The 25,283-nt window shown below is 62.6% G+C and carries 23 protein-coding genes, 2 tRNA genes and 1 rRNA gene; 11 read left to right on the top strand and 15 right to left on the bottom strand.

Annotation, left to right across the window (positions count from 1 at the left end; all coding sequences use genetic code 11):
* Positions 1–251: 251 nt before the first annotated feature.
* The 3 genes from L0U83_RS04725 to L0U83_RS04715 all read right to left on the bottom strand — a co-directional run bounded on the left by L0U83_RS04725 (position 252) and on the right by L0U83_RS04715 (position 2,040).
* Positions 252–327 (bottom strand) — tRNA-Ala (locus L0U83_RS04725).
* Between the two features lie 37 nt (positions 328–364).
* A tRNA-Ile gene (locus L0U83_RS04720) sits at positions 365–441 on the bottom strand.
* A gap of 66 nt (positions 442–507) precedes the next feature.
* Positions 508–2,040, bottom strand: a 16S ribosomal RNA gene (locus tag L0U83_RS04715).
* Positions 2,041–2,715: 675 nt separating this feature from the next.
* Here L0U83_RS04715 and L0U83_RS04710 point away from each other — a divergent pair.
* The 4 genes from L0U83_RS04710 to L0U83_RS04695 all read left to right on the top strand — a co-directional run bounded on the left by L0U83_RS04710 (position 2,716) and on the right by L0U83_RS04695 (position 6,628).
* The gene (locus L0U83_RS04710) at positions 2,716–3,930 is read left to right on the top strand and encodes a DUF2863 family protein (RefSeq protein WP_233881001.1); all 1,215 of its coding nucleotides are present in this window, start codon (positions 2,716–2,718) and stop codon (positions 3,928–3,930) included.
* A 196-nt stretch (positions 3,931–4,126) separates the two neighbouring features.
* On the top strand, positions 4,127–5,062 hold the full coding sequence (locus tag L0U83_RS04705) for a LuxR family transcriptional regulator (protein ID WP_233883720.1): 936 nt from the start codon (positions 4,127–4,129) through the stop codon (positions 5,060–5,062).
* A gap of 10 nt (positions 5,063–5,072) precedes the next feature.
* Entirely contained in the window at positions 5,073–5,747 is a 675-nt protein-coding gene (locus L0U83_RS04700; protein ID WP_233880999.1) for an energy-coupling factor ABC transporter permease, read from the top strand.
* A gap of 206 nt (positions 5,748–5,953) precedes the next feature.
* Complete coding sequence (locus tag L0U83_RS04695) at positions 5,954–6,628, top strand: BspC domain-containing protein (protein WP_233880997.1); 675 nt, start codon at positions 5,954–5,956, stop codon at positions 6,626–6,628.
* An 83-nt stretch (positions 6,629–6,711) separates the two neighbouring features.
* Here the strand turns inward: L0U83_RS04695 and L0U83_RS04690 are convergent, their stop codons facing one another.
* Entirely contained in the window at positions 6,712–7,875 is a 1,164-nt protein-coding gene (locus L0U83_RS04690; protein ID WP_233880995.1) for a M14 family metallopeptidase, read from the bottom strand.
* Positions 7,876–7,904: 29 nt separating this feature from the next.
* Positions 7,905–8,699: a peroxide stress protein YaaA gene (gene yaaA / locus L0U83_RS04685; protein ID WP_233880993.1), complete on the bottom strand. Its 795-nt coding sequence runs from the start codon at positions 8,697–8,699 to the stop codon at positions 7,905–7,907.
* A 64-nt stretch (positions 8,700–8,763) separates the two neighbouring features.
* On the opposite strand from yaaA, the gene L0U83_RS04680 reads away from it, so the two are divergent.
* A complete protein-coding gene (locus L0U83_RS04680) occupies positions 8,764–9,279 on the top strand; it encodes a putative toxin-antitoxin system toxin component, PIN family (RefSeq protein ID WP_233880991.1) in 516 nt (171 codons plus the stop codon).
* A gap of 103 nt (positions 9,280–9,382) precedes the next feature.
* On the top strand, positions 9,383–10,573 hold the full coding sequence (locus tag L0U83_RS04675; protein ID WP_233880989.1) for a pyridoxal phosphate-dependent aminotransferase: 1,191 nt from the start codon (positions 9,383–9,385) through the stop codon (positions 10,571–10,573).
* A 93-nt stretch (positions 10,574–10,666) separates the two neighbouring features.
* On the opposite strand, the gene L0U83_RS04670 is transcribed toward L0U83_RS04675, so the two are convergent.
* Entirely contained in the window at positions 10,667–11,308 is a 642-nt protein-coding gene (locus L0U83_RS04670) for a glutathione S-transferase family protein (RefSeq protein ID WP_233880987.1), read from the bottom strand.
* A gap of 108 nt (positions 11,309–11,416) precedes the next feature.
* On the opposite strand from L0U83_RS04670, the gene L0U83_RS04665 reads away from it, so the two are divergent.
* The 5 genes from L0U83_RS04665 (at position 11,417) to L0U83_RS04645 (ending at position 17,153) form a co-directional block, all read left to right on the top strand.
* A complete protein-coding gene (locus L0U83_RS04665) occupies positions 11,417–12,979 on the top strand; it encodes a 3-hydroxyacyl-CoA dehydrogenase (RefSeq protein WP_233880985.1) in 1,563 nt (520 codons plus the stop codon).
* The gene (locus tag L0U83_RS04660; RefSeq protein ID WP_233880983.1) at positions 12,976–13,764 is read left to right on the top strand and encodes an oxepin-CoA hydrolase, alternative type; all 789 of its coding nucleotides are present in this window, start codon (positions 12,976–12,978) and stop codon (positions 13,762–13,764) included. The genes L0U83_RS04665 and L0U83_RS04660 overlap by 4 nt, the downstream gene beginning before the upstream one ends.
* 124 nt (positions 13,765–13,888) lie before the next feature.
* A complete protein-coding gene (locus L0U83_RS04655; RefSeq protein WP_233880981.1) occupies positions 13,889–15,007 on the top strand; it encodes a phosphotransferase in 1,119 nt (372 codons plus the stop codon).
* Positions 15,008–15,065: 58 nt separating this feature from the next.
* Entirely contained in the window at positions 15,066–16,325 is a 1,260-nt protein-coding gene (locus tag L0U83_RS04650) for an acyl-CoA dehydrogenase (RefSeq protein WP_233880979.1), read from the top strand.
* Positions 16,326–16,451: 126 nt separating this feature from the next.
* Positions 16,452–17,153 (top strand): glutathione binding-like protein, encoded by a 702-nt coding sequence (locus tag L0U83_RS04645; protein WP_233880977.1) that lies wholly within the window; start codon positions 16,452–16,454, stop codon positions 17,151–17,153.
* A gap of 80 nt (positions 17,154–17,233) precedes the next feature.
* On the opposite strand, the gene L0U83_RS04640 is transcribed toward L0U83_RS04645, so the two are convergent.
* The 9 genes from L0U83_RS04640 to L0U83_RS04600 all read right to left on the bottom strand — a co-directional run bounded on the left by L0U83_RS04640 (position 17,234) and on the right by L0U83_RS04600 (position 25,277).
* Positions 17,234–17,716 carry a MaoC family dehydratase gene (locus L0U83_RS04640; protein WP_233880976.1) on the bottom strand — a complete coding sequence of 161 codons (483 nt, stop codon included), beginning with the start codon at positions 17,714–17,716 and terminating at the stop codon, positions 17,234–17,236.
* Entirely contained in the window at positions 17,713–18,171 is a 459-nt protein-coding gene (locus L0U83_RS04635) for a MaoC family dehydratase (RefSeq protein WP_233880974.1), read from the bottom strand. Before L0U83_RS04635 ends, L0U83_RS04640 begins: the two co-directional genes overlap by 4 nt.
* A gap of 38 nt (positions 18,172–18,209) precedes the next feature.
* Positions 18,210–19,337, bottom strand: a complete 1,128-nt coding sequence (locus L0U83_RS04630) for an acyl-CoA dehydrogenase family protein (protein WP_233880973.1) — start codon at positions 19,335–19,337, stop codon at positions 18,210–18,212.
* A gap of 11 nt (positions 19,338–19,348) precedes the next feature.
* The gene (locus tag L0U83_RS04625) at positions 19,349–20,557 is read right to left on the bottom strand and encodes an acyl-CoA dehydrogenase family protein (RefSeq protein WP_233880971.1); all 1,209 of its coding nucleotides are present in this window, start codon (positions 20,555–20,557) and stop codon (positions 19,349–19,351) included.
* A gap of 67 nt (positions 20,558–20,624) precedes the next feature.
* The gene (locus L0U83_RS04620) at positions 20,625–21,059 is read right to left on the bottom strand and encodes a DUF1178 family protein (protein WP_233880969.1); all 435 of its coding nucleotides are present in this window, start codon (positions 21,057–21,059) and stop codon (positions 20,625–20,627) included.
* A gap of 213 nt (positions 21,060–21,272) precedes the next feature.
* The gene (locus L0U83_RS04615) at positions 21,273–21,863 is read right to left on the bottom strand and encodes an NUDIX domain-containing protein (protein WP_233880961.1); all 591 of its coding nucleotides are present in this window, start codon (positions 21,861–21,863) and stop codon (positions 21,273–21,275) included.
* A gap of 115 nt (positions 21,864–21,978) precedes the next feature.
* Positions 21,979–22,281 (bottom strand): DUF2818 family protein, encoded by a 303-nt coding sequence (locus L0U83_RS04610; protein WP_233880959.1) that lies wholly within the window; start codon positions 22,279–22,281, stop codon positions 21,979–21,981.
* A complete protein-coding gene (nuoN, locus tag L0U83_RS04605) occupies positions 22,281–23,753 on the bottom strand; it encodes an NADH-quinone oxidoreductase subunit NuoN (protein WP_233880957.1) in 1,473 nt (490 codons plus the stop codon). Before nuoN ends, L0U83_RS04610 begins: the two co-directional genes overlap by 1 nt.
* 24 nt (positions 23,754–23,777) lie before the next feature.
* Positions 23,778–25,277 carry an NADH-quinone oxidoreductase subunit M gene (locus L0U83_RS04600; RefSeq protein ID WP_233880955.1) on the bottom strand — a complete coding sequence of 500 codons (1,500 nt, stop codon included), beginning with the start codon at positions 25,275–25,277 and terminating at the stop codon, positions 23,778–23,780.
* Between the last annotated feature and the right edge of the window lie 6 nt (positions 25,278–25,283).

Raw genomic sequence — 25,283 nt, 5'->3', positions numbered from 1 at the left:
CTACAGGTTGAGTATTCGTGTTGCGCCGTATTTCAAGGCAATCTTTCGATCACTTAAAAATACTTTCGATACAATCACAACCCTGATTCACCTACTCATGCCCATCTCTAGACATTTTTGGATGAATCTCTTTACTACTTCTTCCTGATTGTTAAAGAACGACAGCCGATATTTTCATATCGCTCTGACTGGCTCAATCGCCAATGCGAAGTGTTCTGCATCATTGCTGCAGAACGCTGTGCATTGGGAATTGGTGGAGGATGACGGGATCGAACCGACGACCCCCTGCTTGCAAAGCAGGTGCTCTCCCAGCTGAGCTAATCCCCCAGTCACACAACTCAAGGGGGCTGCCCGTCACAGACAGTGGTGGGTCTGGATGGATTCGAACCATCGACCCCCGCCTTATCAAGACGGTGCTCTAACCGACTGAGCTACAGACCCCTGAGTCTGTCTTTCTTACAGCCGACAAGTGTGAGCGCTTAAAACGCAGTGAGCGATGAGCTCATGAAAGGAGGTGATCCAGCCGCACCTTCCGATACGGCTACCTTGTTACGACTTCACCCCAGTCATGAATCCTGCCGTGGTGACCGTCCTCCTTGCGGTTAGACTAGCCACTTCTGGCAAAACCCACTCCCATGGTGTGACGGGCGGTGTGTACAAGACCCGGGAACGTATTCACCGCGGCATGCTGATCCGCGATTACTAGCGATTCCAGCTTCACGCAGTCGAGTTGCAGACTGCGATCCGGACTACGATCGGTTTTCTGGGATTGGCTCCACCTCGCGGCTTGGCAACCCTCTGTTCCGACCATTGTATGACGTGTGAAGCCCTACCCATAAGGGCCATGAGGACTTGACGTCATCCCCACCTTCCTCCGGTTTGTCACCGGCAGTCTCCCTGGAGTGCTCTTGCGTAGCAACTAGGGACAAGGGTTGCGCTCGTTGCGGGACTTAACCCAACATCTCACGACACGAGCTGACGACAGCCATGCAGCACCTGTGTTACGGCTCCCTTTCGGGCACTTCCACCTCTCAGCGGAATTCCGTACATGTCAAGGGTAGGTAAGGTTTTTCGCGTTGCATCGAATTAATCCACATCATCCACCGCTTGTGCGGGTCCCCGTCAATTCCTTTGAGTTTTAATCTTGCGACCGTACTCCCCAGGCGGTCAACTTCACGCGTTAGCTACGTTACCAAGCCAATGAAGGCCCGACAACCAGTTGACATCGTTTAGGGCGTGGACTACCAGGGTATCTAATCCTGTTTGCTCCCCACGCTTTCGTGCATGAGCGTCAGTATTGGCCCAGGGGGCTGCCTTCGCCATCGGTATTCCTCCACATCTCTACGCATTTCACTGCTACACGTGGAATTCTACCCCCCTCTGCCATACTCCAGCGATGCAGTCACCAATGCAGTTCCCAGGTTAAGCCCGGGGATTTCACATCGGTCTTACATCACCGCCTGCGCACGCTTTACGCCCAGTAATTCCGATTAACGCTCGCACCCTACGTATTACCGCGGCTGCTGGCACGTAGTTAGCCGGTGCTTATTCTTCCGGTACCGTCATCCCCTCAAGGTATTATCTCGAAGGATTTCTTTCCGGACAAAAGTGCTTTACAACCCGAAGGCCTTCTTCACACACGCGGCATTGCTGGATCAGGCTTTCGCCCATTGTCCAAAATTCCCCACTGCTGCCTCCCGTAGGAGTCTGGGCCGTGTCTCAGTCCCAGTGTGGCTGGTCGTCCTCTCAGACCAGCTACGGATCGTCGCCTTGGTAGGCCTTTACCCCACCAACTAGCTAATCCGCCATCGGCCACCCCAATAGCGCGAGGCCCGAAGGTCCCCCGCTTTCATCCATGGATCGTATGCGGTATTAATCCGGCTTTCGCCGGGCTATCCCCCACTACTGGACATGTTCCGATGTATTACTCACCCGTTCGCCACTCGCCACCAGGTGCAAGCACCCGTGCTGCCGTTCGACTTGCATGTGTAAGGCATGCCGCCAGCGTTCAATCTGAGCCAGGATCAAACTCTTCAGTTTAAACCTGTTACTGTTTTCGGTTTCTCTCGAAACCGGTCGCTCACTCAAAGCTGACAGGAATTTGAATTGCTTCAAAAACCTGACTTACTTTAGTGTGAGACTCTTGATACTTTTGCTGCTCCCGGCCCCGCTCCGAAGAACGAGGTCAGGCCGCCACCGCATCAAGCGCCCACACTTATCGGCTGTAAATTTTTAAAGATCGATCGCGAAGTTGCCGTTAAAACCATCCAACTACCGGCTTCTTTCTGCGTTGCTGCGTCAGCAGCAGAGAAACGAGATTATGAAGACTGCCCGGCGATCTGTCAACAGGTTTTTTACTTCGTTCAACCTGCCGCTCAACTTCCCACCACCCGCAGACCCAGTCGCCACAAGGCTTCCGCCCGGGCTTCCCGTCTCCCCGCGCCTTCATCGAAAGCGCGAAAGACCGGAATTCTAGTCATGCAGATGACATCTTGCAAGCGGTTTTTTGACGCGATAGCAAAGGCGGACTGAACGCGGCTCGACTGCTCTATATAGCAGTCGCCATAGTGCCTCCGGCCGATACATTGCGGCTCCGCACCAACGACCATCACGCATCGCGCCCGCGCCCATCCGACGCGCTCCTGCTGTCCAATCCGATGGCGCGCACGGAACCGACTAGAATATGGGGTTCTCTGCACCCCAACTCACAGATTTATGCGCTCGCGAATCGCCAAACGCCTTCCTCCTGACGCCGACAAGCTCGTCGGCCTCTCGCTCGCCCTGTTCGCTTCGGGCAGCCGCACCGAAGACCGCTTCTGGGAGGCCAAGCTCGACACGCTGCTAGCAAAGGTAGTGCGCAACGGCAATCAGACTACGCTCGACGCCGCGCTCGATCATCTGCAGCAGAATCACCCGGACGCCTACGGCGCGCTGGCCGATATGGCCGAGACGCACAGCGAATCGTTCATCGTCGAGCACGACGGCACGCAATACGAGGCACTGCTCGTCGCCGCACCGGTGCTGGCGTGGACGCGCTATGTCATCCCTTCGGGCCCGCTGAAGGCAGAGGGGGCCGACGCGCTGCGCACCCATCTGCAGGCCCACGTGCTCGCGAGCGGCACGCGCGTCGCGATGGCCCCTTATCTCTATAGCATCGACCAATTGCCGCGCCACCATGTCGAAACCTGGCGCCTCGCACAACAACTTACGCAGGCGGCGCTGAGCGGCGCACCGGCGAAAATCAGCTCGGGTGAGCTGCCGGAAACGTCGCCGATCCTCGCCGATCCGCGTTTCCTGCTCGCTGTAGTCGCAGCACCTGTCGGCGCCCCGCTCTTCCGCTGGCAGGAAGAGGAGCACGGCTCACGCATCGAGCGCGGTCAATGCCTGGAGCAATGGGCCACCCAGGGCGGCGCCAATCTTGCCGTCGTCATGCCGGGCTGCGAGTTCGAGTGCCTGCTGCCGGACGCCTACTACTCCGCCTGCCGCGACGCGGACGAGCGCGTGCGCCCGCACACGATCCGCACCGCGGTGCGCTATTTGCTCGACACGATCGGCGCGGGTGCGCAGGACTTGCGCGCCGTCGTCGCGGGCTTCGGCGAGCGCCGTATCGACGAATACCGCATCGGCTTCACGAAGCGCGGCAGCAACGATGTGCTGTATGGCGTGGTCTGGCCGCTCTATGGCCGCGAGAACGGCGACGCCGAGATCGACGAAGAACCGACCGAAGAGAGTGTCAGCAGCGGTCCGCTCGAAGAGATCGTTGCGCTGCTGAAGGAATCGGGTATCACCGACATCCGTCGTCACGCCGGCCGCTTCGAGCCGGAATATTGCGATGACTGCGGCGTTCCGCTCTATGCGGATCCACTCGGCGAGATCGTCCACGCCGAGATGCCGGAAGATGCTGAGCCTGTACAGCCACACTTCCACTGAGACAATTCCAATATTCCTACCCGGTCCCGCCTGTGTGCGGGACTTTTTTTTGCCCTATGTCTTATGCCTTTTGGACAGGCCGCCAGCGCTCGACCTTTTTGTCATCATGGTGTTGTTGGTCTAGTTCACCGCCGCTTAGAAGCGGTGCGCGTTGCACAACATTTCGAGAGACCGTCAACGAGAGGAGGGCAAATCCATGCGGTTCGTTGTACTCAATCCGGACGCCGAAAGGCGTGAAGGGCTCAAGGCGCTGTTAAGACAAATCGACCGTCGCGCACGCTTCAATGACGCGCCGGACTGGCGCAGCGCTGAGCGCGCCATGCAACGCTTCACCCCCAACTTGATCGTGATCGACTGGCACGACGGCATTCGCGCCGGCGAGCTGCGCCACTTTGTCATGCGGCACCGCAGCCTGCCCGTGGCCATCCTCGTAGACAGCGCCGAGACGCCCACGACTGTACGAGCGCTCATCGACGAAGGCGCCCGCGGCATCATCCGGCGCACAACGGACTCCATCCTGATCGTGAAGTTTCTGGAGCTGATCATGCTCGGCGGCGATCATCTGCCGGCCGACGTGCTCGGTCCGTGCACGCCCTGGCCCCTGCCGCCCCGGCGCAACGCCAAGGCCGCCGCACAGGCCCGCAAGGTGCGCCCAAAGGTCCACCTGTCGCCACGGCAAGAGCAGATCCTGCGCTGCGTCCATATGGGCAATACGAACAAGATGATCGCAAGAGCGCTCGGCATCAGCGAGGGCACGGTAAAAGTCCATCTGACAAGCATCTTTCAGCAACTCGGCGCACCCAATCGCGCCGCGGCCGTCGCGATCTACAACGGATTGCTCGCGAACCATCTTCAGGTGCTGCGCGCGCAGTGCGAGCGGCCGGCGAAGCCCAGGCACGGCGAGCACGGCCCGGTGCCATTGCGCGCACGCGAGAGTCTGGCGTTTCGCTATCCGTTGCTGTCAGGCGACACTGTGGAGCCCCTGCCCATCGCCGCGGAGCCGCAGACGCCTTATGGCGACCCTGCCGCGCCGCAGCAGGTACGCGCCGTCGAGGCTCACGAGACCAGCGAGAGCGCGGACGAGGAAGCCCTGGTGCTCGCTCGCGCACACGTCTTGCCCTCCAACGAGTAATATGAAGCTCATGGGGTTCCTATTTACACCGCTTCCGCTCTGGGTTGCTATCGGTGCCTTGGTCGTCACCGTGGGGTTGCTCGCGCTCGCGTTGTGGAGGAACCCCTTCAAGCGTCTTCAGGACGCGACGCTCCAGCACGTGTGGCTCGCGATCGTCGTCGCGATCTCCGTGCTGTGGGCGAGCAACGCATGGCTCGAAGACGGCACCGTGCTGCACCTGCTCGGCGCCACGCTCGTGGTTACGCTATTCGACTGGGGGCTCGCGCTCGTCGCCATGGGCGTCGTCGTGGGGCTCGCCGCGCTCATCTTCGACGCCCCCTGGGAAGGCGTCGCCCTCACCTTCCTGATATTCGGCGCGTTCCCTGTCGCGATTTCGGCGCTGCTGCAGCGCGCCTGCACCGCGTGGCTGCCGCGCAACCTCTTCATGTTCATCGTCGGCCAGGGTTTCGTATCGCCGGCCATCGCCGTTTCGGCGGCAGCTTATCTCGCGCTCGGCACCCATGTCGCACTCAACGGCGGATCGGCGATCACCGTGCCCGCGGGATATGCATTCAGCGTATTTCTGCTTGCTTCGGGTGAAGCCTGGTTCACGGGCATGGCTACGGCGTTGATTGCTGTCTACCGGCCGACCTGGGTCACCACCTACGACGTGCGCCGCTATCGCTTGGGCGGCCCACGGACCTGAGCCGCTGCTTCAGCCGATAGCCCGCCGCCAGCAACGTAATACCGGGCGCGACGACACGTCGCGATCGGGCGCAGACGCATACATAGCAGCGCTTGCGCCGATCCTTGCGTTCAGACACAAGAAAATAATTGTTTCCAGATTGAACTCAACCCGGCTGAGCCGCATCTTACGGTGCCTGACGTCACACCCTCTTCCCTAGCAAGCAGATGGACTGCAACCATGCATCCCGCCGGCTGTTGTTCGTAGCCGGTCAACTGGCGGCGTACGCCGCGAGCCTCATCCTCATCGCAGCGCCAGCCGCGCGAGCCGATCAACTCGATCAACACAACAATCTCGTTAATCAGTTCGTCACCCAGATGCACGCGGACCCGCTAGTCGCTGACTGCGCGGCCCACGGCGATTTCGTAGCAAGCACTTCGGTGGCGCTCGATCACGTCGAGTTTCCGCCAAGTTCGTTCGACAAAGCGCATGCGAGCGTGACGCCGTGGAACGACTCGTTCGACGAAGGCAAGCAGCGCGTGAAGGTCGACACGATCGTGACCGTCGACGGCATCGGCATTCCCAAAGAAAGCGGCAACGCGCCTTACGATTTGAAGTTTCGCTGCGGCTACGTCGGGCAGCAAATGCTCGCGTTCAGCTGGAACGATCCCGTCCCGCCAGCGCACGCACGCAGTGAGCGCGGCACGGCGTCGCAGGGCGGCGCTCACGCAAAGGGCAAGCATTCGACCAAGAAGGGCACCGGTTCGAAGAAGGGGACACCGAGCAAGTCAAGCCACAAGTCGTCAACGAGCGGCGCGAAGTCGGCGAGCAAATCGACGAAATCGACAACGAAGTCCGCAGCAAAGAAAACGACTACAAAGAAGAAGACGGCGGCTCACTGAGAGTCGCCCGTGTTCTCGATGCAAAAGGGGGAAGTGGCCACGCCGCTTCCCCCTTTTTCTATGCCTGCGCGGTAAAGACGCCGTTATGCAAACGTCTCCACGTGATGCAAGATGGCCTGCAACATCGCAGCGCCGAGCGCGGCACTACGCTCGCCATTCCAGCCTACGCGTTCGTCGGGCAGATTGGCGTTGTCCTTGAACGGCATCTCGAGCGTGAGGGACAGGCAGCCATAGCGATGGCCGATATACTTCGACGCGAGCTTGAGCGCATCTTCGCGGTAGCGGCTCGCCTCGTAGCCGTGCTGATCCTGGAAATCCGGGCTCGCCACCTTGAACGCTTCGATGAACGCCTTCTGCTCCGTGCGCTGCTGATCGGTAAAGCCCGGCAGCATTTCAGAACCCGCGACGAATACATAAGGCAGCGTCTCGTCGCCGTGGATGTCGAAGAAGAGATCGACGCCCGTGGCTTCGATCGCATCGCGCACGACCAGCACCTCGGGGCTGCGCTGCGCGTCCGGCTCCATCCACTCGCGGTTCAGGTTCGCGCCCACGGCGTTGGTGCGCAAATTGCCGTGCACGCTGCCGTCCGGATTCATGTTCGGCACGATATGGAACACTGCGCGGTCGTACAGCTTGCGCGCGACCGGATCGCCCGCCCAGTCGCCCCAGCCGGCGAGCCGCTTGACCATGCCTTCCACGAACCACTCCGCCATGCTCTCGCCCGGATGTTGGCGCGCGATGATCCACACGGTCTTCTTGGGCTTGCCGTCAGGCGCTGTATCGCCTGGCATGCCGAGCGAGAGCAGCGACATGGGACGGCCTTCCACGCTCCGACCGAGTTCCGTAAGCGTGGCGTGCGGCAGTTGCTGAAGCGCGCCGAGGAACTCCGAGTGTCGCTCTTCGCTATACGGCTCGAAGTACGCGTAGTAGATGCTGTCAAAGTCCGGCGTGTGGTCGATGACGAGTTGCTTGCCGTCATAGGTGGTCGGCACGCGGAACCAGTTCACGCGGTCGTAGCTCGCCGCGGCCTGGTAGTCGCGCCATCCCTCGGGAAATGCACAGGCCGACGCATTTTCGAACGTCATCACGCAACGTTCGCCGCGCACACCCGACACGCGGAAATAGAACCATTGCGCGAACTCGGACTGGTTGTCCGCCCGCACGCGCAGACGGATGTCGTCGGCGCGCTCGCTCGACAGAACCTCGATCGCGCCCGCATCGAACTGGCTGGTGATGGCAATCGTCATAGTCTTTTCCTTGCGGCTTGCTTGTTCACTTACTCGGCGATGCGCCGACGAAATACATAGGTCGAATCGTTCGATGCATCCGCATCGAATGCGTAGCCTTCCACGTCGAACGCCTTGAGCGCTTCGGGCTCGGCAACGCGGTTCTCGACGGCGTAACGCGCCATCAAGCCGCGCGCCCGCTTCGCGTGGAAGCTGATGATCTTGTAGCGCCCGCCCTTCCAGTCTTCGAATACCGGCGTGATGACCGGCGCGGCGAGCTTCTTCGGCTTCACGGCCTTGAAGTACTCGTTCGACGCGCAGTTCACCAGCACGCTCGCGCTCTTCGCCGCGACTTCCCGATTGCGCTCGATCTGTGCATTGATCGCGTGCGTGATGCGCTCGCCCCAGAACGCATAGAGATCCTTGCCGCGCGCGTTTTCGAAACGCGTGCCCATTTCGAGACGATAAGGCTGAAGCAGGTCGAGCGGGCGCAGCAAGCCATAGAGCCCTGAGAGCACGCGCACATGCTGTTGCGCATAGTCGAGATCCGCCGACGAGAGCGACTTCGCGTCGAAGCCTTCATAGACGTCGCCGTTGAACGCGAGCACGGCTTGTTTCGCGTTGGTCTGACTGAACTGCTTCGACCAGTCGGCATAGCGCTGGAAATTCAGCCGCGCGAGCGGGTCGGAAATGCTCATGAGCGATCCGATCTGCTGCGGCGAGAGGCGGCGCAGGTCCGCGATCAGCTCGGCTGCGTCGTCGACGAAATCGGGGATAGTGTGGGTTTCGATGTGCGCCGGCGTGTCATAGTCGAGCGATTTGGCCGGCGACAGAACGATTATCATAGAGGCTTGCAGGCACGATGTGCCGATGTTCAAAGGCGAAAGCCCGATTGTAGCGAATTCACGAATGACCGGCCTCACGCCCCCAACCGCAACCTCCCTCTCGCCCGCCGCCGCTGCGGCGCTTCATGTGGTTCTCGACTCCAACGTCTGGCTCGATATTCTCGTGTTCGACGACCCGCACACGCGCCCCATTCGCGAGGCGCTCGAGCGCGGCGCGATCCGGGCGCTGGTCGACGAACGCTGCCGGGCCGAACTGGCCCACGTGCTCGACTATCCGCAATTCGCCGGCCGCGGCGTCGCGAAAGCGGACGCACTCGCCGCGCTAGCCGGGCTCGTTGCGCTGATCGAATTGCCCGAGCTTCCCGCTGACGCGCGGCCCCTGCCCCAATGCCGCGACCGCGATGACCAGAAATTTCTCGAACTGGCGCGTGCCAGCGGCGCACAGTGGCTCGTCTCGAAGGACCGCGCGGTGCTCAAGCTCGCGAGGCGCGTGGCGCGCGATTTCGGCTTTCGCATTGCGACGCCCGATGCCTTCGTCGCCGAATGCGTGCAAAGCGCCGCTCAAGCAGCACAGACCTGATACCCCCGCATCGCGTCACACGCGCCCGGCGGGACCACCGCAGCCGCGCCGATTTGCCTACAATCAACCTTTCCCGTTCCAACGTCTGACTTCCGCCCGCGACATGAACGCACCGCATCCCACGCAGAATTCACAGGACACCCTGCTCACGCCCTCATTTCCGTCGCGTCTGCCGAACGTCGGCACGACGATCTTCACCGTGATGAGCGCGCTCGCCGCCGAAAAGGGCGCGGTCAACCTGGGCCAGGGCTTTCCCGACTTCGATTGCGACGCACGCATCGTCGACGCCGTTGCGCAAGCCATGCGCGAGGGCCACAACCAGTACCCGCCGATGGCCGGCATCGCCCCACTGCGCGAAGCGATCGCGGACAAGATCGAGCATGTTTACGGCCGCCGCTACGACGCCAACAGCGAGATCACGGTGACGGCGGGCGCCACGCAAGCGCTGCTCACGGCGATTCTCGCGACTGTCCACGCGGGCGACGAAGTGATCGTGGTCGAGCCGACCTACGACAGCTATCTGCCGTCGATCGAACTCGCGGGTGGCAAGCCCGTGTTCGTGACGCTCGAAGCGCCCGACTACGCGATTCCGTTCGACCGCCTCGCCGCGGCCATCACGCCGAAAACGCGCCTCATCCTCATCAACACGCCGCACAACCCCACGGGCACGGTGTGGCGTGCCGAGGACATGCAAAAGCTCGAGGAGATCGTGCGCGGCACCAACGTGCTGATCCTCTCCGACGAGGTGTACGAGCACATGGTCTATGACGGTCAGCCGCACGAGAGCGTCGCGCGCTATCCGGAACTGGCCGCGCGCAGCTTCATCGTGTCGAGCTTCGGCAAGACCTATCACGTGACGGGCTGGAAGGTGGGCTACGTGGCCGCGCCCGCGCCGCTCACGGCCGAGTTCCGCAAGGTGCACCAGTTCAACGTGTTCACCGTGAACACGCCGATGCAGTTCGGCCTCGCGCAATACCTGCGCGATCCCAAACCGTATCTGGAACTGCCCGCGTTCTATCAGAAGAAGCGCGACTTCTTCCGCGCGGGGCTCGCCAACACGCGCTTCAAGCTACTGCCGTGTGAAGGCACCTACTTCCAGTGCGTGGATTATTCGGCGATCAGCGATCTGCCCGAAGCGGAATTCTCGAAGTGGCTCACGGCGGAGATCGGCGTGGCGGCCATTCCGGTTTCGGCGTTCTATCACGAGGCGCACGAATCGGGCGTCGTGCGCTTTTGCTTCGCCAAGCAGGAAAGCACGCTCGCGACCGCGCTCGAGCGGCTCGCGCGACTCTGACGTACATCGCGCGCGATGATTCCGCGAACGGCAGTGCGTTCCCGATCATCGCGCGCGATCGCGTGTGCGGCGCATTGCAAGGCGCCGCAACGCTTACGCGTTCGCCTCGATATACGCCTTGCGGTCGGCGTTGACGCGCTGCGCTGTCGGGCGCTCGCCGATCAGCTTGATATAGGACTTCCAGTCGATGCCCGCGTCGGCGAGGAAATCGCTGCCATAGACCGCCTGCGTCGCACGTCCGACGAGCGGCAAGCTCACGAACGCAGCAGCATCGGCCACGCCGAATCGATCGCCCGCCACGTAAGGCGCGAACTTCGCGATCCGCTTGAGGGCCGCCACGTAACGGCGCAGCCGCTTTTCCATGGCCGCCTTGACCTCTTCGGTCGCCTTTCCTCCAAAGAACGCCTCGCCGTAAAGCTCGCGCGCGTTGAGCTCGAGATGCGTCTCGATGAAGACGATGAGTTCGCGCTCCTTCGCCGCCTGCCACGGATCCGCCGCGAAAATGTGCTTCTCTGGAAAGCGCGCCGCCAGATACTCGACGATCACTTCCGACTCGCACAAAAAGCCTTGTTCCGTTTCGATAAAAGGCACCTTGCCGCCCGGCGACTGCGCGAGCAGCGCCTCTTCGAGCGGCAGCTTGTTCGGCACCTCCTCGAACGCGATATCGTGTTCGAGCAGCAGAAGCTTGACCTTGTTGTAGTAATTCGAAAGCGCGAAACCGTGCAGCTTGATCATCCTCATTGCCTCCTTGAGAGCGACAGTTCGGTTGCCGAAACCGCCGAACCGTTATCATAAAATTGTACGACCGTGCTATTCTAGGCCAATCATGGAGCCAGGCTTCCAATGACCTCACATCATTTCAACATTGAGACAATCGGCATAGTCGGCAGCGGCGCGATGGGCCGCGGTATTGCCCAGATCGCCGCGCAGGCTGGCCTCGCCGTGCGCCTCTACGACACGAACCCGCAGGCGGTCGCCGCCGCGCGTGACCATCTGGCCGACACCTTCGCGAAACTCGCCGCAAAAGGCAAGCTCGACGAACCCGCCGCCAAAGCCGCGCTCGAACGCGTGAACGGCGCACACACGCTCGATGAACTCGCGGTCTGCGATCTCGTGATCGAAGCGATCGTCGAGAATCTCGAGGCCAAACGCACGCTGTTTCGCGAGCTAGAAACCGTGGTGAGCGAGCGCTGCCTGCTCGTTTCGAACACTTCTTCCCTTTCGATTACCGCCATCGCCGCCGCGTGCAGCGACCCGTCACGCGTCGCGGGCTATCACTTCTTCAATCCCGTGCCGCTCATGAAAGTGGTCGAAGTGATCGACGGGCTGCGCAGCGATCCCGCCGCCGGCGACGCGCTAATGGCGCTCGCGCGCCGCATGGGCCACACGCCGGTGCGCGCGAAGGATATGCCCGGTTTCATCGTCAATCACGCGGGCCGCGGCATGAACACCGAAGGCCTGCGCGTAGCGGGCGAAGGCGTGGCGAGCTTCGTCGAGATCGATCGCATCATGCGCGAGCAGGCGGGCTTCCGGCTCGGACCGTTCGAGCTGCTCGACCTCACCGCGCTCGATGTGTCGCATCCGGTGATGGAATCGATCTATCACCAGTTCTATGAAGAACCGCGCTTCACGCCCTCGCCCATTACCGGCGTGCGCCTCGCGGGCGGCCTGGTTGGCCGCAAGGCGGGCGAAGGCTTCTATCGCTATGTCGATGGCAAGCAGCAGGTGCCCGACGAGAGCGCAGCGCCCACCGCGCTACCCGCGCGCGTCTGGATGAGCCGCAGCAACGTCGCCGCGCGTGACGCCGTCATCGCGCTCGCCTCGAAAGCCGGTGTGGCCGTCGACGAAGGCGATACGCCGGCGGCCGACGCGTTGATCGTGGTCGCGCCGCTCGGCCTCGACGCCACGACCGCCGCGCTCGACGAGCAGCTCGATGCGCGCCGCGTCGTCGCCATCGATACGCTGTTTCCGCTCGACACGGCGAAGCGCCGCACGCTGATGACGACGCCCGCCACCACGCGCGAAGCACGCGACGCGGGCCACGCGCTTTTTGCCGCCGACGGTGTGCCGGTCACGGTGATCCGCGACTCAACGGGCTTCGTTGCGCAGCGCATTGTTGCGACGATCGTCAACATCGGCTGCGACATCGCGCAGAAGCAGATCGCAACGCCCCGCGACATCGACCTCGCGGTCACGCTCGGGCTCGGTTATCCGCGCGGCCCGCTCGCGCTCGGCGACGCGCTGGGCGCACGCACGATCCTCACGATCCTGCGCAACATCCACGCCGTGCTCGGCGATCCGCGCTATCGCCCGTCGCCGTGGCTCGCGCGACGCGCGCAGCTCGGCCTTTCGCTGACACAAGCAGAAGCAGCAGACATCAACGCATCGAACGAGGCACCGCAATGAGCGCCGAACTCCTCAGCACCCGCCCGCAAGGCCACGAATCGACACTCGTCCTCACGCTGTCGAACCCCGGCGCACGCAACGCGCTGCATCCCGACATGTACGCTGCAGCAATCGAAGCCTTCGACGCCGCCGAGCGCGACCCGTCGCTGCGCGCGATCATCCTGACGGGCGCCGACAACTTTTTCTGCGCAGGCGGCAACCTCAACCGCCTGCTCGAAAACCGCGCGAAGGCCCCTTCGGTGCAGGCCGCCAGTATCGACATGCTCGCCGCCTGGGTCACCGCCATGCGCCAGTCGAGCAAACCGATCATCGCGGCCGTGGAAGGCGCAGCCGCCGGCGCGGGCTTCTCGCTCGCGCTCGCTGCCGACCTGCTCGTCGCCGCCGAGGATGCGAAATTCGTCATGGCCTATTCGCGCGTGGGTCTGACGCCTGACGGCGGCGGCTCGTGGTTCCTCGCGCGCTCGCTGCCGCGCTCGCTCGCGTTCGAGCTGATGGTGGAAGGCAAGCCGATTGGCGCGGCGCGTCTCGCCGAACTGGGTGTGGTGAACCGGCTCGCGAAACCGCAAACGGCGCTCGACACGGCGCTTGCCTGGGCCGACGAACTGGCGAAGATCTCGCCAAATTCGGCGGCGCGCATCAAGGGTTTGACGAACGTCGCGGACACGCAACCGCTCGAAGCGCAGCTCGCCGCGGAGCGCGAGAGTTTCGTCGCGTCGCTCCATCACCGCGACGGCCTCGAAGGCATTACCGCATTCCTCGAAAAGCGCGCTCCTGTCTACAAGTAAATGCGCTTGAGCGCCACGCCCATGCAATCCGACGATGGAGATGCTTTGCGCGCGATACCTGCGCCATAGACCGCACGGCTGACGCGCGGCGACCCACAGGAGAATCAGGAGAAGGGAGACGAATATGGCGCAAGCCACCCCGGATGGAGACACGCAAAAAACCGCGCAGACGCGCACCGACTATTCGGCGTTCGAAGGTACGCGCCCGGTTGCCGAGCGCCAGCGCTTCGACACCGAGGCGCTGACCGCCTGGCTTACCACTCACGTGGAAGGCTTCAAAGGCCCGCTCACGATCGAGCAGTTCGCCGGCGGTCAGTCGAACCCGACGTTCAAGCTCGTCACGCCCTGCCGCACCTATGTGATGCGCGCCAAGCCTGGCCCCAAGGCGAAACTACTGCCCTCCGCGCACGCGATCGAACGCGAATACCGCGTGATGGATGCGCTCGCCGCAACCGACGTGCCGGTCGCGAAAATGCTCGCGCTCTGCGAAGACGAAGCGGTGATCGGCCGCGCGTTCTACGTGATGGAGTTCGTCGAGGGCCGTGTGCTCTGGGACCAGTCGCTGCCCGGCATGACGCGCGAGGAACGCGGCGCGATCTATGACGAGATGAACCGTGTGATCGCGGCGCTCCACAACGTGAAGCCCGAAGCCGTGGGCCTCGCCGACTACGGCAAGCCCGGCAATTATTTCGCACGCCAGATCGATCGCTGGAGCCGCCAGTATCAGGCCTCGGAAACGGAACGCATCGACGCGATGCATCACCTGATCGAATGGCTGCCGAAGCACATGCCGGACGATGCAGGTTCACGCGTCTCGGTCGTGCATGGCGACTACCGCCTCGACAACCTGATCTTCCACCCGAGCGAGCCGCGCGTACTGGCCGTGCTCGACTGGGAGCTCTCCACACTCGGCGACCCGCTCGCCGACTTCTCGTATCACTGCATGGCCTGGCACGTCGATCCCGCACAGTTCCGCGGCATCGCCGGGCTCGACTGGCAAGCGCTCGGCATTCCCGACGAGGCCCAGTACGTCGCGCGTTATTGCGAGCGCACCGGCCTCGAGATTCGCGGCGACTGGAACTTCTATCTTGCATACAACATGTTCCGGATCGCGGCGATCCTGCAAGGCATCATGAAACGCGTGGTGGATGGCACCGCCGCGAGCGCGCAGGCAATCGACGCAGGCCGCCGCGCAAAGCCCATGGCCGAACTCGCCTGGCGCTACGCGCAGAAAGTTCGCTAAAACGCTTACGGGAACGACTTACTTTCCACTGTCACTGCATCGCATTGCGAGGTTACCGATGAATTTCGATTACTCCCCGAAAGTGCAGGCGCTGCGCGAGAAACTGCTCGCGTTCTTCGACGAACACATTTATCCGAACGAGGCGGTCTTCCATGAGGAAGTCGAGCGCAATCGCGCGAACGGCAACCCTTGGGTGCCCACGCAAATCGTCGAGCAGTTGAAGGAAAAGGCGCGCGCGGCAGGACTATGGAACCTGTTCCTGCCCGCCTCCGAACGCGGCGCGGGCCTCACGAACCTCGAATATGCGCCGCTGTGCGAAATCATGGGCCGCGTGCACTGGGCCCCGGAAGTGTTCAACTGCAGCGCGCCCGACACCGGCAATATGGAGACGATCGAGCGCTACGGCAGCGAGGCGCACAAGCAGCAATGGCTCGCGCCGCTGCTGGCAGGCCAGATCCGCTCGGCGTTTCTGATGACCGAGCCCGACGTCGCCTCGTCGGACGCGACGAACATCCAGACGCGCATCGAGCGCGACGGCGACGACTACGTGATCAACGGCACGAAGTGGTGGTCATCCGGCGCAGGCGACCCGCGCTGCGCGATCTATATCCTGATGGGCAAGACCGATCCCGATGCAGCGCGCCATGCGCAACAGTCGATGATCCTCGTGCCGTCGGACACGGCCGGCATCACCGTGCGCCGCCCGCTCACAGTGTTCGGCTACGACGACGCGCCGCACGGCCACATGGAAATCACGCTCGAAAACGTGCGCGTGCCCGCATCGAACATCCTGCTGGGCGAAGGGCGCGGCTTCGAGATCGCACAAGGACGCCTCGGGCCGGGCCGCATCCATCACTGCATGCGCCTCATCGGCCTGGCTGAGCGTGCGCTCGAGTTCATGGCGAAACGCGCCCTCTCGCGCGTGGCGTTCGGCAAGCCGGTCGCCCAGCAGACCGTCACGCAGGAGCGCATCGCCGAAGCGCGCTGCATGATCGAGCAAGCGCGCCTGCTCACACTCAAGACGGCGTACATGATGGACACCGTCGGCAACAAGGGTGCGCGCGGCGAGATCGCGATGATCAAGGTGGTCGCGCCGAACATGGCCTGCCAGGTGATCGACTGGGCGATGCAGGTGCACGGCGCGGCGGGCGTGAGCGGCGACTTCCCGCTGGCCTACTCGTACGCTTCGGCGCGCACACTGCGCTTTGCGGACGGCCCTGACGAGGTGCACCGCAACGCCATCGCCAAGCTCGAACTCGCGCGCCATATGGACGCGGGCGCGGCATCGCGCGTGGAAATGCCGGTCACGCGCTCGTAAGTCCACAAGTGCAGCAGGGGTGCTCGGCCGCCCTCTGCGAGCGGCGCCGATCTATGCTAATTTGCGCCAGATTCGGCGTCGCGCAGACTATCACGGCGCCTTCCTTCAGGGTGCCAAGGAGCCACGATGATCGACGTCTACAGCTGGGCCACGCCGAATGGTCACAAAGTCCATATCATGCTCGAGGAAACCGGCCTCGAATACCGGGTGCACCCGGTCGATATCGGTGCGGGCGACCAGTTCAAGGCAGAATTCCTCGCCATCAGCCCGAACAACAAGATTCCCGCGATTACCGACTCCGAAGGCCCGCGCCGTGCCGACGGCCAGCCGTTCTCGCTGTTCGAGTCGGGCGCGATCCTGATTTATCTCGCCGCGAAAACGGGCCGCTTCATGCCCGAAGACCTCGCCGCGCGCTACGACGTGCTGCAATGGGTGATGTTCCAGATGGGCGGCCTTGGCCCCATGCTTGGGCAGGCACACCACTTCCGCATCTACGCGCCCGAGAAGATCGACTATGCGGTCAATCGCTACACGAACGAAGCCAAGCGCCTCTACAACGTGATGGAAACGCAGCTGGAAAAGACTGAATATCTGGCCGGCGACGAGTACACCATCGCGGATATCGCCGCTTTTCCGTGGACGCGCTCCTGGCAAAACCAGGGCATCGATCTCGATTCGCTGCCTAACGTAAAACGCTGGCACGAGGCGATCGCGGCGCGCCCCGCGGTCAAGCGCGGCGTCGAAGTGCTCGCGAATGTGCGCAAGCCGCTCATGGACGACAAGGCGAAGGAAATGCTCTTCGGCGCAACGCAATACGCAAAACACTGATTGCGCTGAGATCCAGGCAGAACCAAAGGGGCGCCCGCCTTGCAACGGAGCGCCCCTTTTTCGTTGAGCACGCAACAACGTTAGAAGTAGTGTCGCGTGATGAACTCGGCCACGCACGCGGGCCGCGCGTTGGCCTCACCGGTGCCTTCACACTCGATGCTCACATCCCACACGACCTGCACGCCGCCGCCGGCCACATCGCTCACTTCTTTCACGGCGATACGCGCACGCACCTTCGCGCCCACGGGCACCGGCTGCGTGAAGCGCACGCGGTTGAGCCCGTAGTTCACGCCCATGCGCTGGCGCATGTGCAGCGTTGCTCCGAGCAGCACAGGAATCAGCGAAAGCGTGAGAAAGCCGTGCGCGATCGGGCCGCCGAACGGCGACTCGCGGCGCGCCCGTTCGGCGTCGAGGTGGATCCACTGGTGGTCGCCCGTGGCATCGGCAAAACCGTGCACGTCCGCCTCACTCACTTCGCGCCAGCCGCCCACGAGCGGCCCCGCGCCGATCAGCGCGCGCAACGCCGCCGGGTCGGCAATCTGCGTGATGTCGCTCTCGCTCAAGATGCGCTCCCTGGATGGCGAAGGCCGAAGAGCGCCTTCGAACGCACGATCACGATCAGTTCGCCGTGCTGGTTGTGGCCTTCCCACTGCGTTTCGACGATGCCGCGATCGGGCTTGCTCGCCGAAACTCGCTTGCTCACGATCGTGTTCGTCATCGTAAGCGTGTCGCCCACGCGCGTAGGCTTGAGCCAGCGAATCTCGTCGACGCCGGGTGAGCCCATCGAGGTCGATTCCTTCAGGAAGTTGCGCACGAGCATGCCCATCATGACCGAGCAGGTATGCCAACCGCTCGCGACGAGGCCGCCGAACATCGACGCCTCGCCACCGGCTTCGCTCACGTGGAACGGCTGCGGATCGAACTGCTCCGCAAAATGCACCACCTCGTCGCGCTCAAACGTGTGGGAACCGACCGTATAGCGCTTGCCCACTTCGAGATCTTCGTAACTCAGGCCCATCCATACTCTCCGCTGATGTTGCTTGCTGCCGCCGCGCGTTACGCTGCCTGCGAGAAACCGGGCAGCGACGCGAAGCGTTCAAGATGATGATCGACATCACCGAGCGTCGTTTCGATGATCGCAAGACGCTTGAACAAATGCGCGGCCGCCACTTCGTTGGTGACGCCCATGCCGCCGTGCAGTTGCACGGCCTGCTGACCGATGAAGCGCGCCGCCTGACCGACGCGCACCTTCGCCGCTGAGATCGCGCGGCGCCGCTCATCGGCCGATTCGCTACTGTAACGCGCGGCAGCGAGATAAGTCAGCGAGCGGGCCTGTTCCGCGTGGATCAGCATCTCGGCCATGCGGTGCTGCAGCGCCTGGAAGCGCGCGATCGGCACGCCGAACTGCTGACGCGTTTTCGTGTATTCGACCGTGGCGTGGTTTAGCGCGTCCATTGCGCCCACGGCTTCCGCACACAGCAGGAACGTGGCGTAGTCGGCAATCTTTTCCCACGTCGCCGCGCCCGTGTGTGCGTCGCCAAGACGACGCGCATGCGCTTCCTTGAAGGTCAGCGTTGCGGCACGCTGGCCGTCGATCGTGCGGTATTCGCTCACCTCGACGCCTTTCGCATCGCGCGCGACGACGAAGAGCGCCACCTCGCCTGCGAACCGTGCCGGCACGATCCAGTAGTCGGCCTGGGCACCGTGCTGCACGACCGATTTCGTGCCCGAGAGCGCGAAGCCGTCGCCGGTTTCCTTTGCTTGCGTTTCCAGCGAGAACAGGTCGTAGCGTGATTGCGGCTCATGGAACGCAGCGGCGAGCTTGATCTCACCGGAGGCCACGCGTTCGAGCAGCGCGGCATTATCCGTGTTGGCCGCGCCGCCCGCGAGTTTGAGCGCCTCGACGCCCACCGCGGTTGCCCAATAAGGCTCGATCACGAGCGCGCGGCCCAGTTCCTTCATGACGACGAGCATATCGAACGGCGCGCCGTCAAAGCCGCCCTGGTCCGCCGGTACCGGCAGCGCGATCAAGCCGAGTTCGACGAACGCGTTCCAGTGCTGCGCGGAAACGCCCTCAGACGTCTTCACGATCGCCTGGCGCGCTTCGAATCCGTAGTTCTTGTCGAGATAGCGACGCAGCGCGTCGGCGAGTTGCTGTTGCTCTTCGGTGAAATTGAAGTTCATTGCGCCGCTCCTCAAATCCCCAGAATCATCTGCGAGATGATGTTCTTCTGAATTTCGTTCGACCCGCCGTAGATCGACGTCTTGCGATAGTTGAAGTAGTACGCCGCGAGCGGCGCCGCGTCGTCATCGCCGCCTGCCGCGTGATCGTGCTCGCCCTCGAGGAAGGCGGGATCGAACGGCGCTGCAAGCGGGCCAATCGCATCGACCATCAGCTCGGTCAGCGCCTGCTGGATCTCCGTGCCCTTGATCTTGAGCATCGACGCTTCGGGACCGGGGCCGCGTCCGTTCGACGCGCTCGCGATCACGCGTTCGGCCGTGACTTCGAGCGCCATCAGCTCGATTTCGACGGCTGCCACACGCGCCGCGAACACGGGATCTTCCAGCAGCGGTTTGCCGTTCTTCTTCTGCTTGAGCGCGACGCCCTTGAGGAACGCCAGTTCGCGGTTCGACGCGCCCACGCGCGCGATGCCCGTGCGCTCGTGACCCAGCAGATACTTCGCGTAGGTCCAGCCGCGGTTCTCCTCGCCAACGAGATTTTCGACGGGCACCTTCACGTCTTCGAAAAATACTTCGTTAACCTCATGGTCTTCATCGAGCGTGATGATGGGACGCACGGTAATGCCGGGCGTATTCATGTCGATGAGGAGGAACGAGATGCCTTCCTGCTTCTTGGCCGCCGGATCGGTGCGCACGAGGCAGAACATCATGTCGGCGTGCTGGCCGAGCGTGGTCCAGGTCTTCTGGCCGTTCACGACGTAGTGATCGCCCTCGCCGCTTTTGACAAGGACAGCGCGCGTGCGCAACGACGCGAGGTCGGATCCCGAGCCCGGCTCGGAGTAGCCCTGGCACCACCAGTCTTCACCGGAAAGGATGCGCGGGAGATAGCGGCGCTTTTGCGCCTCGTTGCCGTACTTCATGAGCACGGGCGCGACCATCGAAACGCCGAACGGCAGCACAGGCGGCGCGCCGATGCGACCGCACTCCGCGTCCCAAATGTGGCGCTGTGCTTCGGTCCAGCCGGGGCCGCCCCACTCCGCAGGCCACGCAGGCGCGGACCAGCCCTTCTTGCCTAGCAGCTTGTGCCAGTTGGCGATGTCGTCGCGCGAGAGGCGCTTGTGGTTGAGAACCTTGTCGCGCATCGCTTGAGGCAGGTTGGCCTCGAGCCAGGCGCGGATTTCGGCGCGAAATGCGTCGTCAGCGGGGGTGTAGTCCAGATCCATGCGCAAAGTCTCCTGGCCGCGGCCGGTACGGAGCGAACTCCGCGCCGCGGCGAAGACCCGCATGGCGTTATTGCAGCGGACCCTTCAGCGCGGCCGGAACCGGCAGCGGCATCACATCGATGCCTTCTTCGACGAGAGCTTGCGCGTCTTCCGCGGTAGCCACTCCACGGATGTTGCGCGACGGCGCTTCGTTGTAGTGAATGCGCCGCGCCTCCTCGGCGAAACGGTCACCTACGTTCTCCGTCTTGTCGAGGACCTCGCGGATTACACGCATCGCATGCGCTTGCCATTGCGCCGCCTGCTCGTGCGGCGACGCTTTCGGCGTTTCGCTCGCGCCGGACAGGTTCAACCGGGGCGCGGACGGCAAGCGGGTCACGTGGGTGGCGCCGCACATCGGACATTCGACCAGCTTGCGGGACAGTTGCGACTCGAAATCGTCAACCGATGCGAACCAGCCTTCAAACCGATGGCCGTCTGGACACTGTAAATCGAGGACCTTCATGGGGAATCGAGGCTTGCGATGAGTTTAGCGCAAATCGTAAATTTGTGAACGACCGTTCGAAAAAAATCTTGCGGCCAGCCCCCGGGGATTTTCCCGGGGGTTCGATTGTAGCGCCGCTCGGGTGGGCGTGCTGAAGGTGCTTGCGCGCATGAAGCGACAACGGCGGCCACAATGGCCGCCGTTGATCGGGAGTTTGACGCGCCGGGTAGTGCGTCAGCCCTGCTCCGCCTTCGCGAGCGGCCACGCGCCCGACAGCGCCTTTTCGAGCCAGAACGTACCGATGATCGTTTTCACGTCGGTGATCTTGCCAGTGCGCACCCATTCAAGCAGATCGGGAACTGTCGCCGTGAAGGTTTCAAGAAACTCGCCGTCGTCGAGTTGCGCCGCGCCTGCGGTCAGTCCGCGCGCGAGATAGATGTCGATGAATTCGGTCGAGTACGAGATCACAGGATGGATCTGCGCGAGATAGACGTACTCGCGCGCCGTATAGCCCGTCTCTTCCTTGAGTTCGCGGATTGCGCAGGCGAGCGCGCCTTCCTGCGGATCGAGCTTGCCGGCGGGGAATTCCGTCATCACGCGCGAGAGCGGATAGCGGTACTGGCGCTCCATCAGCACGCGGCCGTCGTCGAACAGCGGGATCACCATTACCGCGCCGGGATGCTGAACGAACTCGCGCGTGGCGTGCTTGCCGTCTGGCAAGGCGACCGTATCGCGCTTCAGGGTAAGAAAATTACCCGCGTAGAGCGTCGTGCTCTCCACGCACGTCTCAGCGAGCGACGGGTCGTGTTGATGATGTTCAGCCATAGTCAGCCTCGTGAGTGCTCAGAAAAATCGGGAAGCCGCGGGCGCGCCGCAAGAAGTGAGATCGGCCAGACTGCGGAACGCACGGCGCGAGCCGGCCGCGGGCCGGCTACGCGCATCACGCCGGGCGGCGTTTGACGAGATATTGCCAGGCGAAGCCGGGAAACGCGAACACGACAAAAAGACTGAAGGTAATCGCGTAGAACTGCCAGCCCTGGTCAAAACGGTTGCCGGCACGCGCTTCCAGCAGGAAGCCGAACGTACCGACCACAAAATACAGCACGATCATTTCAGCGATGCGAATCCACGCACTCTTCTTCAGTGCGCGGAGCGGCACGACGCCGAACAATCGCTGGTTGAGGAACGGCAGGTTGGCGCCCGCGAGCGCCAACAGCACGATGAACCAGCCCGCTGCCGACATTAGAGCGGCAGCGTATGCGTGACGGCCTGCAGGCAGATCGACATCAGCGGGCCCGGGATGATGCCCAGCACGAGCACCGCGACGCCGTTGAGCGTGAGCAGCGCGCGGTTGCATGCATGGCTCTCGATCGGTGCTTCGTCCTGCGGTGCGTCAAAGTACATCAGCTTGACGATACGCAGGTAATAGAACGCGCCGAACAGCGACGTGATCACGGCGAGCACAGCAAGCCACGTGAGGCCCGCGTTCATGGTCGCTTCGAGCACGGCGAGCTTCGCGTAGAAGCCAACCGTCGGCGGAATACCGGCGAGCGAGAACATCATGAGCATCATGACGAACGCGAACACCGGGTTGCGCTGGTTCAGGCCCTTGAAGTCGTCGATCGTTTCTGCTTCGAAATCGCGGCGGGACAGCAGCATGACCACGCCAAACGCACCGAGCGTCGTAATGAGATAGACGATGCTGTAGAACATGGCCGAGCTGTATGCGCTGGCCGCGCCCGTCGCCTTGTTGTCGACGATGCCGGCGAGCAGGCCGAGCAGCACGAAGCCCATGTTCGAAATGGCCGAGTACGCGAGCATACGCTTGACGTTGCGCTGCACGATACCCGTAATGTTGCCCACGATCATCGAAAGCGCCGCGAGGATGATCAGCATCTCTTGCCAGTCCACTGCCAGCGGCAGCAGGCCCATCACGAGGAAGCGCACGGCCCAGGCAAATGCCGCGACCTTCGGGCCGCCGCCGGTGAGCAGCGTCATGGCCGTAGGCGCGCCTTGATAGACGTCGGGTACCCACATGTGGAACGGCACCGCGCCCATCTTGAACGCCACGCCAGCGACGATGAACACCACGCCGAACAGCAGGACGATGTCGTTGATGTGGCCCGAAGCCACCGCCTTGAACACTTCGTTCAGCTCGAGCGAGCCGGTCGCGCCGTACAGCATCGAGATGCCATAGAGCAGGAAGCCCGAAGCGAGCGCGCCCAGCACGTAATACTTCATCGCGGCTTCGTTCGACTGCGCCGCGTCACGACGTAGCGCGATGACCGCGTAGAGCGAGAGCGACATCAGCTCGAGGCCGAGGTACAGCGTGAGGAAGTTGTTGCCCGAGATCATCGTGATCTGGCCGAGCAGCGAGAACATGCCAAGCAGGAAGAACTCGCCCCGGAACATGTCGCGGTCTTCGAGATACTTGCGCGAGTACACGATCGTGACCGCGTAGCCGAGCGTGACCACCGACTTCATCGCACTCGCGAACGGATCGATCACGTACATCCGCGTGAAGTAGTAGTACACGTGCGGATCGAACGCGTTCACCGCAAACCAGATACCGGCTATGACCGTGGTCAGCAGCGCGATGAAATAGGTCGTGCGGCGGCCCGAAGGGCCGGTGAACGTGTCGTTGAGCCACGCGACGACGAGGCCGGTCATCACCAGCGCGTCGGGTAGCAGAGCGTTCAAAGGGGCGTTTGGCATGATCTTTTGTTCCTCCGCTCGGTATTACTGTGACAGCGGCAGTTTGGACACTGCGACGTGGGAGAGGAGGTTTTCCACGGAAACGTGCATCACATCGGTAAAGGGCTTCGGGTAGATGCCCATGAAAAGCGTAAACAGCGCGAGCACTGCAAGCATGAAGTATTCGCGACTGTTGATGTCCTTCAGCTCGCGAACATGGTCGTTCGCGATGGCGCCGAAGTACACCCGCTTGTACATCCACAACGTATAGGCCGCGCCCAGGATCAGCGTGAACGCCGCCCCGAAAGCGATCCAGAAGTTGAACTGCACGGCCGCCAGAATCACCATGAATTCGCCGACGAATCCAGAGGTGCCCGGCAAACCGCAGTTGGCCATCGCGAACAGCATGACCAGCGCCGCGAACTTCGGCATGGTGTTGACCACACCGCCGTAGTCCGCGATGTCGCGTGTGTGCATACGGTCATACAACACGCCGATGCACAGGAACATGGCGCCCGAGACGAAGCCGTGCGAGATCATCTGGATGATCCCGCCTTCCATCGCGAGCTGGCTCGACGGGCCGAACATAAAGAAGCCGAGCGTGACGAAGCCCATGTGGGCAATCGACGAGTACGCGACCAGCTTCTTCATGTCCGCCTGCACCATCGCCACGAGGCCGATGTAGATCACGGCGATCAAGGACAGCGTGATGATGACCGGCGCCAGGTAGTGACTCGCGTCCGGCGTGACTGGCAGCGAGAAACGCAGGAAACCGTACGCGCCGAGCTTCAGCATGATCGCGGCCAGCACGACCGAGCCGCCCGTGGGCGCTTCGACGTGCGCGTCCGGCAACCACGTGTGGACCGGCCACATCGGCACCTTGACCGCGAACGCGAAGAAGAACGCGACGAACAGCAAGATTTGCGGCGTCATGGCGATCTTCGCGGCCTGCCAGGAGGCGAGGTCGAAGGTCCCGGTAATGCGGTACAGGTACAGCAACGCGACCAGCATCAGCAGCGAGCCGGCCAGCGTGTAGAGAAAGAACTTGAACGCTGCGTACACACGGTTCGGTCCGCCCCACACGCCGATGATGATGTACATCGGGATGAGCGTCGCTTCGAAGAACACGTAGAACAACAGACCGTCGGCGGCGCAGAAAACGCCGATCATGATGCCCGACAGGATGAGGAACGACGCGTAATACTGCGCGACGTTCTTCGTGATGACCTGCCAGCCCGCGATCACGACGATCACGGTGATAAGCGCCGTGAGCACGACGAACCACATCGCGATGCCGTCGACGCCCAGGTGATATGCAATATTGAACCGCTCGATCCAGACCGCCTTCTCCTCGAACTGCAGGGAAGCCGTGGTCGTATCGAAGCCCGAAACGAGCGGAAGGGTGACGAGGAAACTAAGCACCGAACCGATGAGTGCGAGCCAGCGGTCCGCACTCGGGTTCCGACGGGAACCCACTACAAGAACGATGATGCCGAATACGATCGGCATCCAGATCGCAATACTGAGAATCGGGGTTGCGTGCATGCGTTT

The organism is Paraburkholderia flagellata, from assembly GCF_021390645.1.
Lineage (GTDB): Bacteria > Pseudomonadota > Gammaproteobacteria > Burkholderiales > Burkholderiaceae > Paraburkholderia > Paraburkholderia flagellata.
The sequence above is the reverse complement of the archived record's forward strand: the minus strand, read 5'-3'. Positions and strand labels throughout refer to the sequence as shown.

Bases quoted from the DNA above. Each gene is read 5' to 3' on its own strand.
- L0U83_RS04710 (WP_233881001.1), top strand. From the start codon at position 2,716: ATGCGCTCGCGAATCGCCAAACGCCTTCCTCCTGACGCCGACAAGCTC.
- L0U83_RS04705 (WP_233883720.1), top strand. From the start codon at position 4,127: ATGCGGTTCGTTGTACTCAATCCGGACGCCGAAAGGCGTGAAGGGCTC.
- L0U83_RS04700 (WP_233880999.1), top strand. From the start codon at position 5,073: ATGGGGTTCCTATTTACACCGCTTCCGCTCTGGGTTGCTATCGGTGCC.
- L0U83_RS04695 (WP_233880997.1), top strand. From the start codon at position 5,954: ATGGACTGCAACCATGCATCCCGCCGGCTGTTGTTCGTAGCCGGTCAA.
- L0U83_RS04690 (WP_233880995.1), bottom strand. From the start codon at position 7,875: ATGACGATTGCCATCACCAGCCAGTTCGATGCGGGCGCGATCGAGGTT.
- yaaA (WP_233880993.1), bottom strand. From the start codon at position 8,699: ATGATAATCGTTCTGTCGCCGGCCAAATCGCTCGACTATGACACGCCG.
- L0U83_RS04680 (WP_233880991.1), top strand. From the start codon at position 8,764: ATGACCGGCCTCACGCCCCCAACCGCAACCTCCCTCTCGCCCGCCGCC.
- L0U83_RS04675 (WP_233880989.1), top strand. From the start codon at position 9,383: ATGAACGCACCGCATCCCACGCAGAATTCACAGGACACCCTGCTCACG.
- L0U83_RS04670 (WP_233880987.1), bottom strand. From the start codon at position 11,308: ATGATCAAGCTGCACGGTTTCGCGCTTTCGAATTACTACAACAAGGTC.
- L0U83_RS04665 (WP_233880985.1), top strand. From the start codon at position 11,417: ATGACCTCACATCATTTCAACATTGAGACAATCGGCATAGTCGGCAGC.
- L0U83_RS04660 (WP_233880983.1), top strand. From the start codon at position 12,976: ATGAGCGCCGAACTCCTCAGCACCCGCCCGCAAGGCCACGAATCGACA.
- L0U83_RS04655 (WP_233880981.1), top strand. From the start codon at position 13,889: ATGGCGCAAGCCACCCCGGATGGAGACACGCAAAAAACCGCGCAGACG.
- L0U83_RS04650 (WP_233880979.1), top strand. From the start codon at position 15,066: ATGAATTTCGATTACTCCCCGAAAGTGCAGGCGCTGCGCGAGAAACTG.
- L0U83_RS04645 (WP_233880977.1), top strand. From the start codon at position 16,452: ATGATCGACGTCTACAGCTGGGCCACGCCGAATGGTCACAAAGTCCAT.
- L0U83_RS04635 (WP_233880974.1), bottom strand. From the start codon at position 18,171: ATGGGCCTGAGTTACGAAGATCTCGAAGTGGGCAAGCGCTATACGGTC.
- L0U83_RS04630 (WP_233880973.1), bottom strand. From the start codon at position 19,337: ATGAACTTCAATTTCACCGAAGAGCAACAGCAACTCGCCGACGCGCTG.
- L0U83_RS04625 (WP_233880971.1), bottom strand. From the start codon at position 20,557: ATGGATCTGGACTACACCCCCGCTGACGACGCATTTCGCGCCGAAATC.
- L0U83_RS04620 (WP_233880969.1), bottom strand. From the start codon at position 21,059: ATGAAGGTCCTCGATTTACAGTGTCCAGACGGCCATCGGTTTGAAGGC.
- L0U83_RS04615 (WP_233880961.1), bottom strand. From the start codon at position 21,863: ATGGCTGAACATCATCAACACGACCCGTCGCTCGCTGAGACGTGCGTG.
- L0U83_RS04610 (WP_233880959.1), bottom strand. From the start codon at position 22,281: ATGTCGGCAGCGGGCTGGTTCATCGTGCTGTTGGCGCTCGCGGGCGCC.
- nuoN (WP_233880957.1), bottom strand. From the start codon at position 23,753: ATGCCAAACGCCCCTTTGAACGCTCTGCTACCCGACGCGCTGGTGATG.
- L0U83_RS04600 (WP_233880955.1), bottom strand. From the start codon at position 25,277: ATGCACGCAACCCCGATTCTCAGTATTGCGATCTGGATGCCGATCGTA.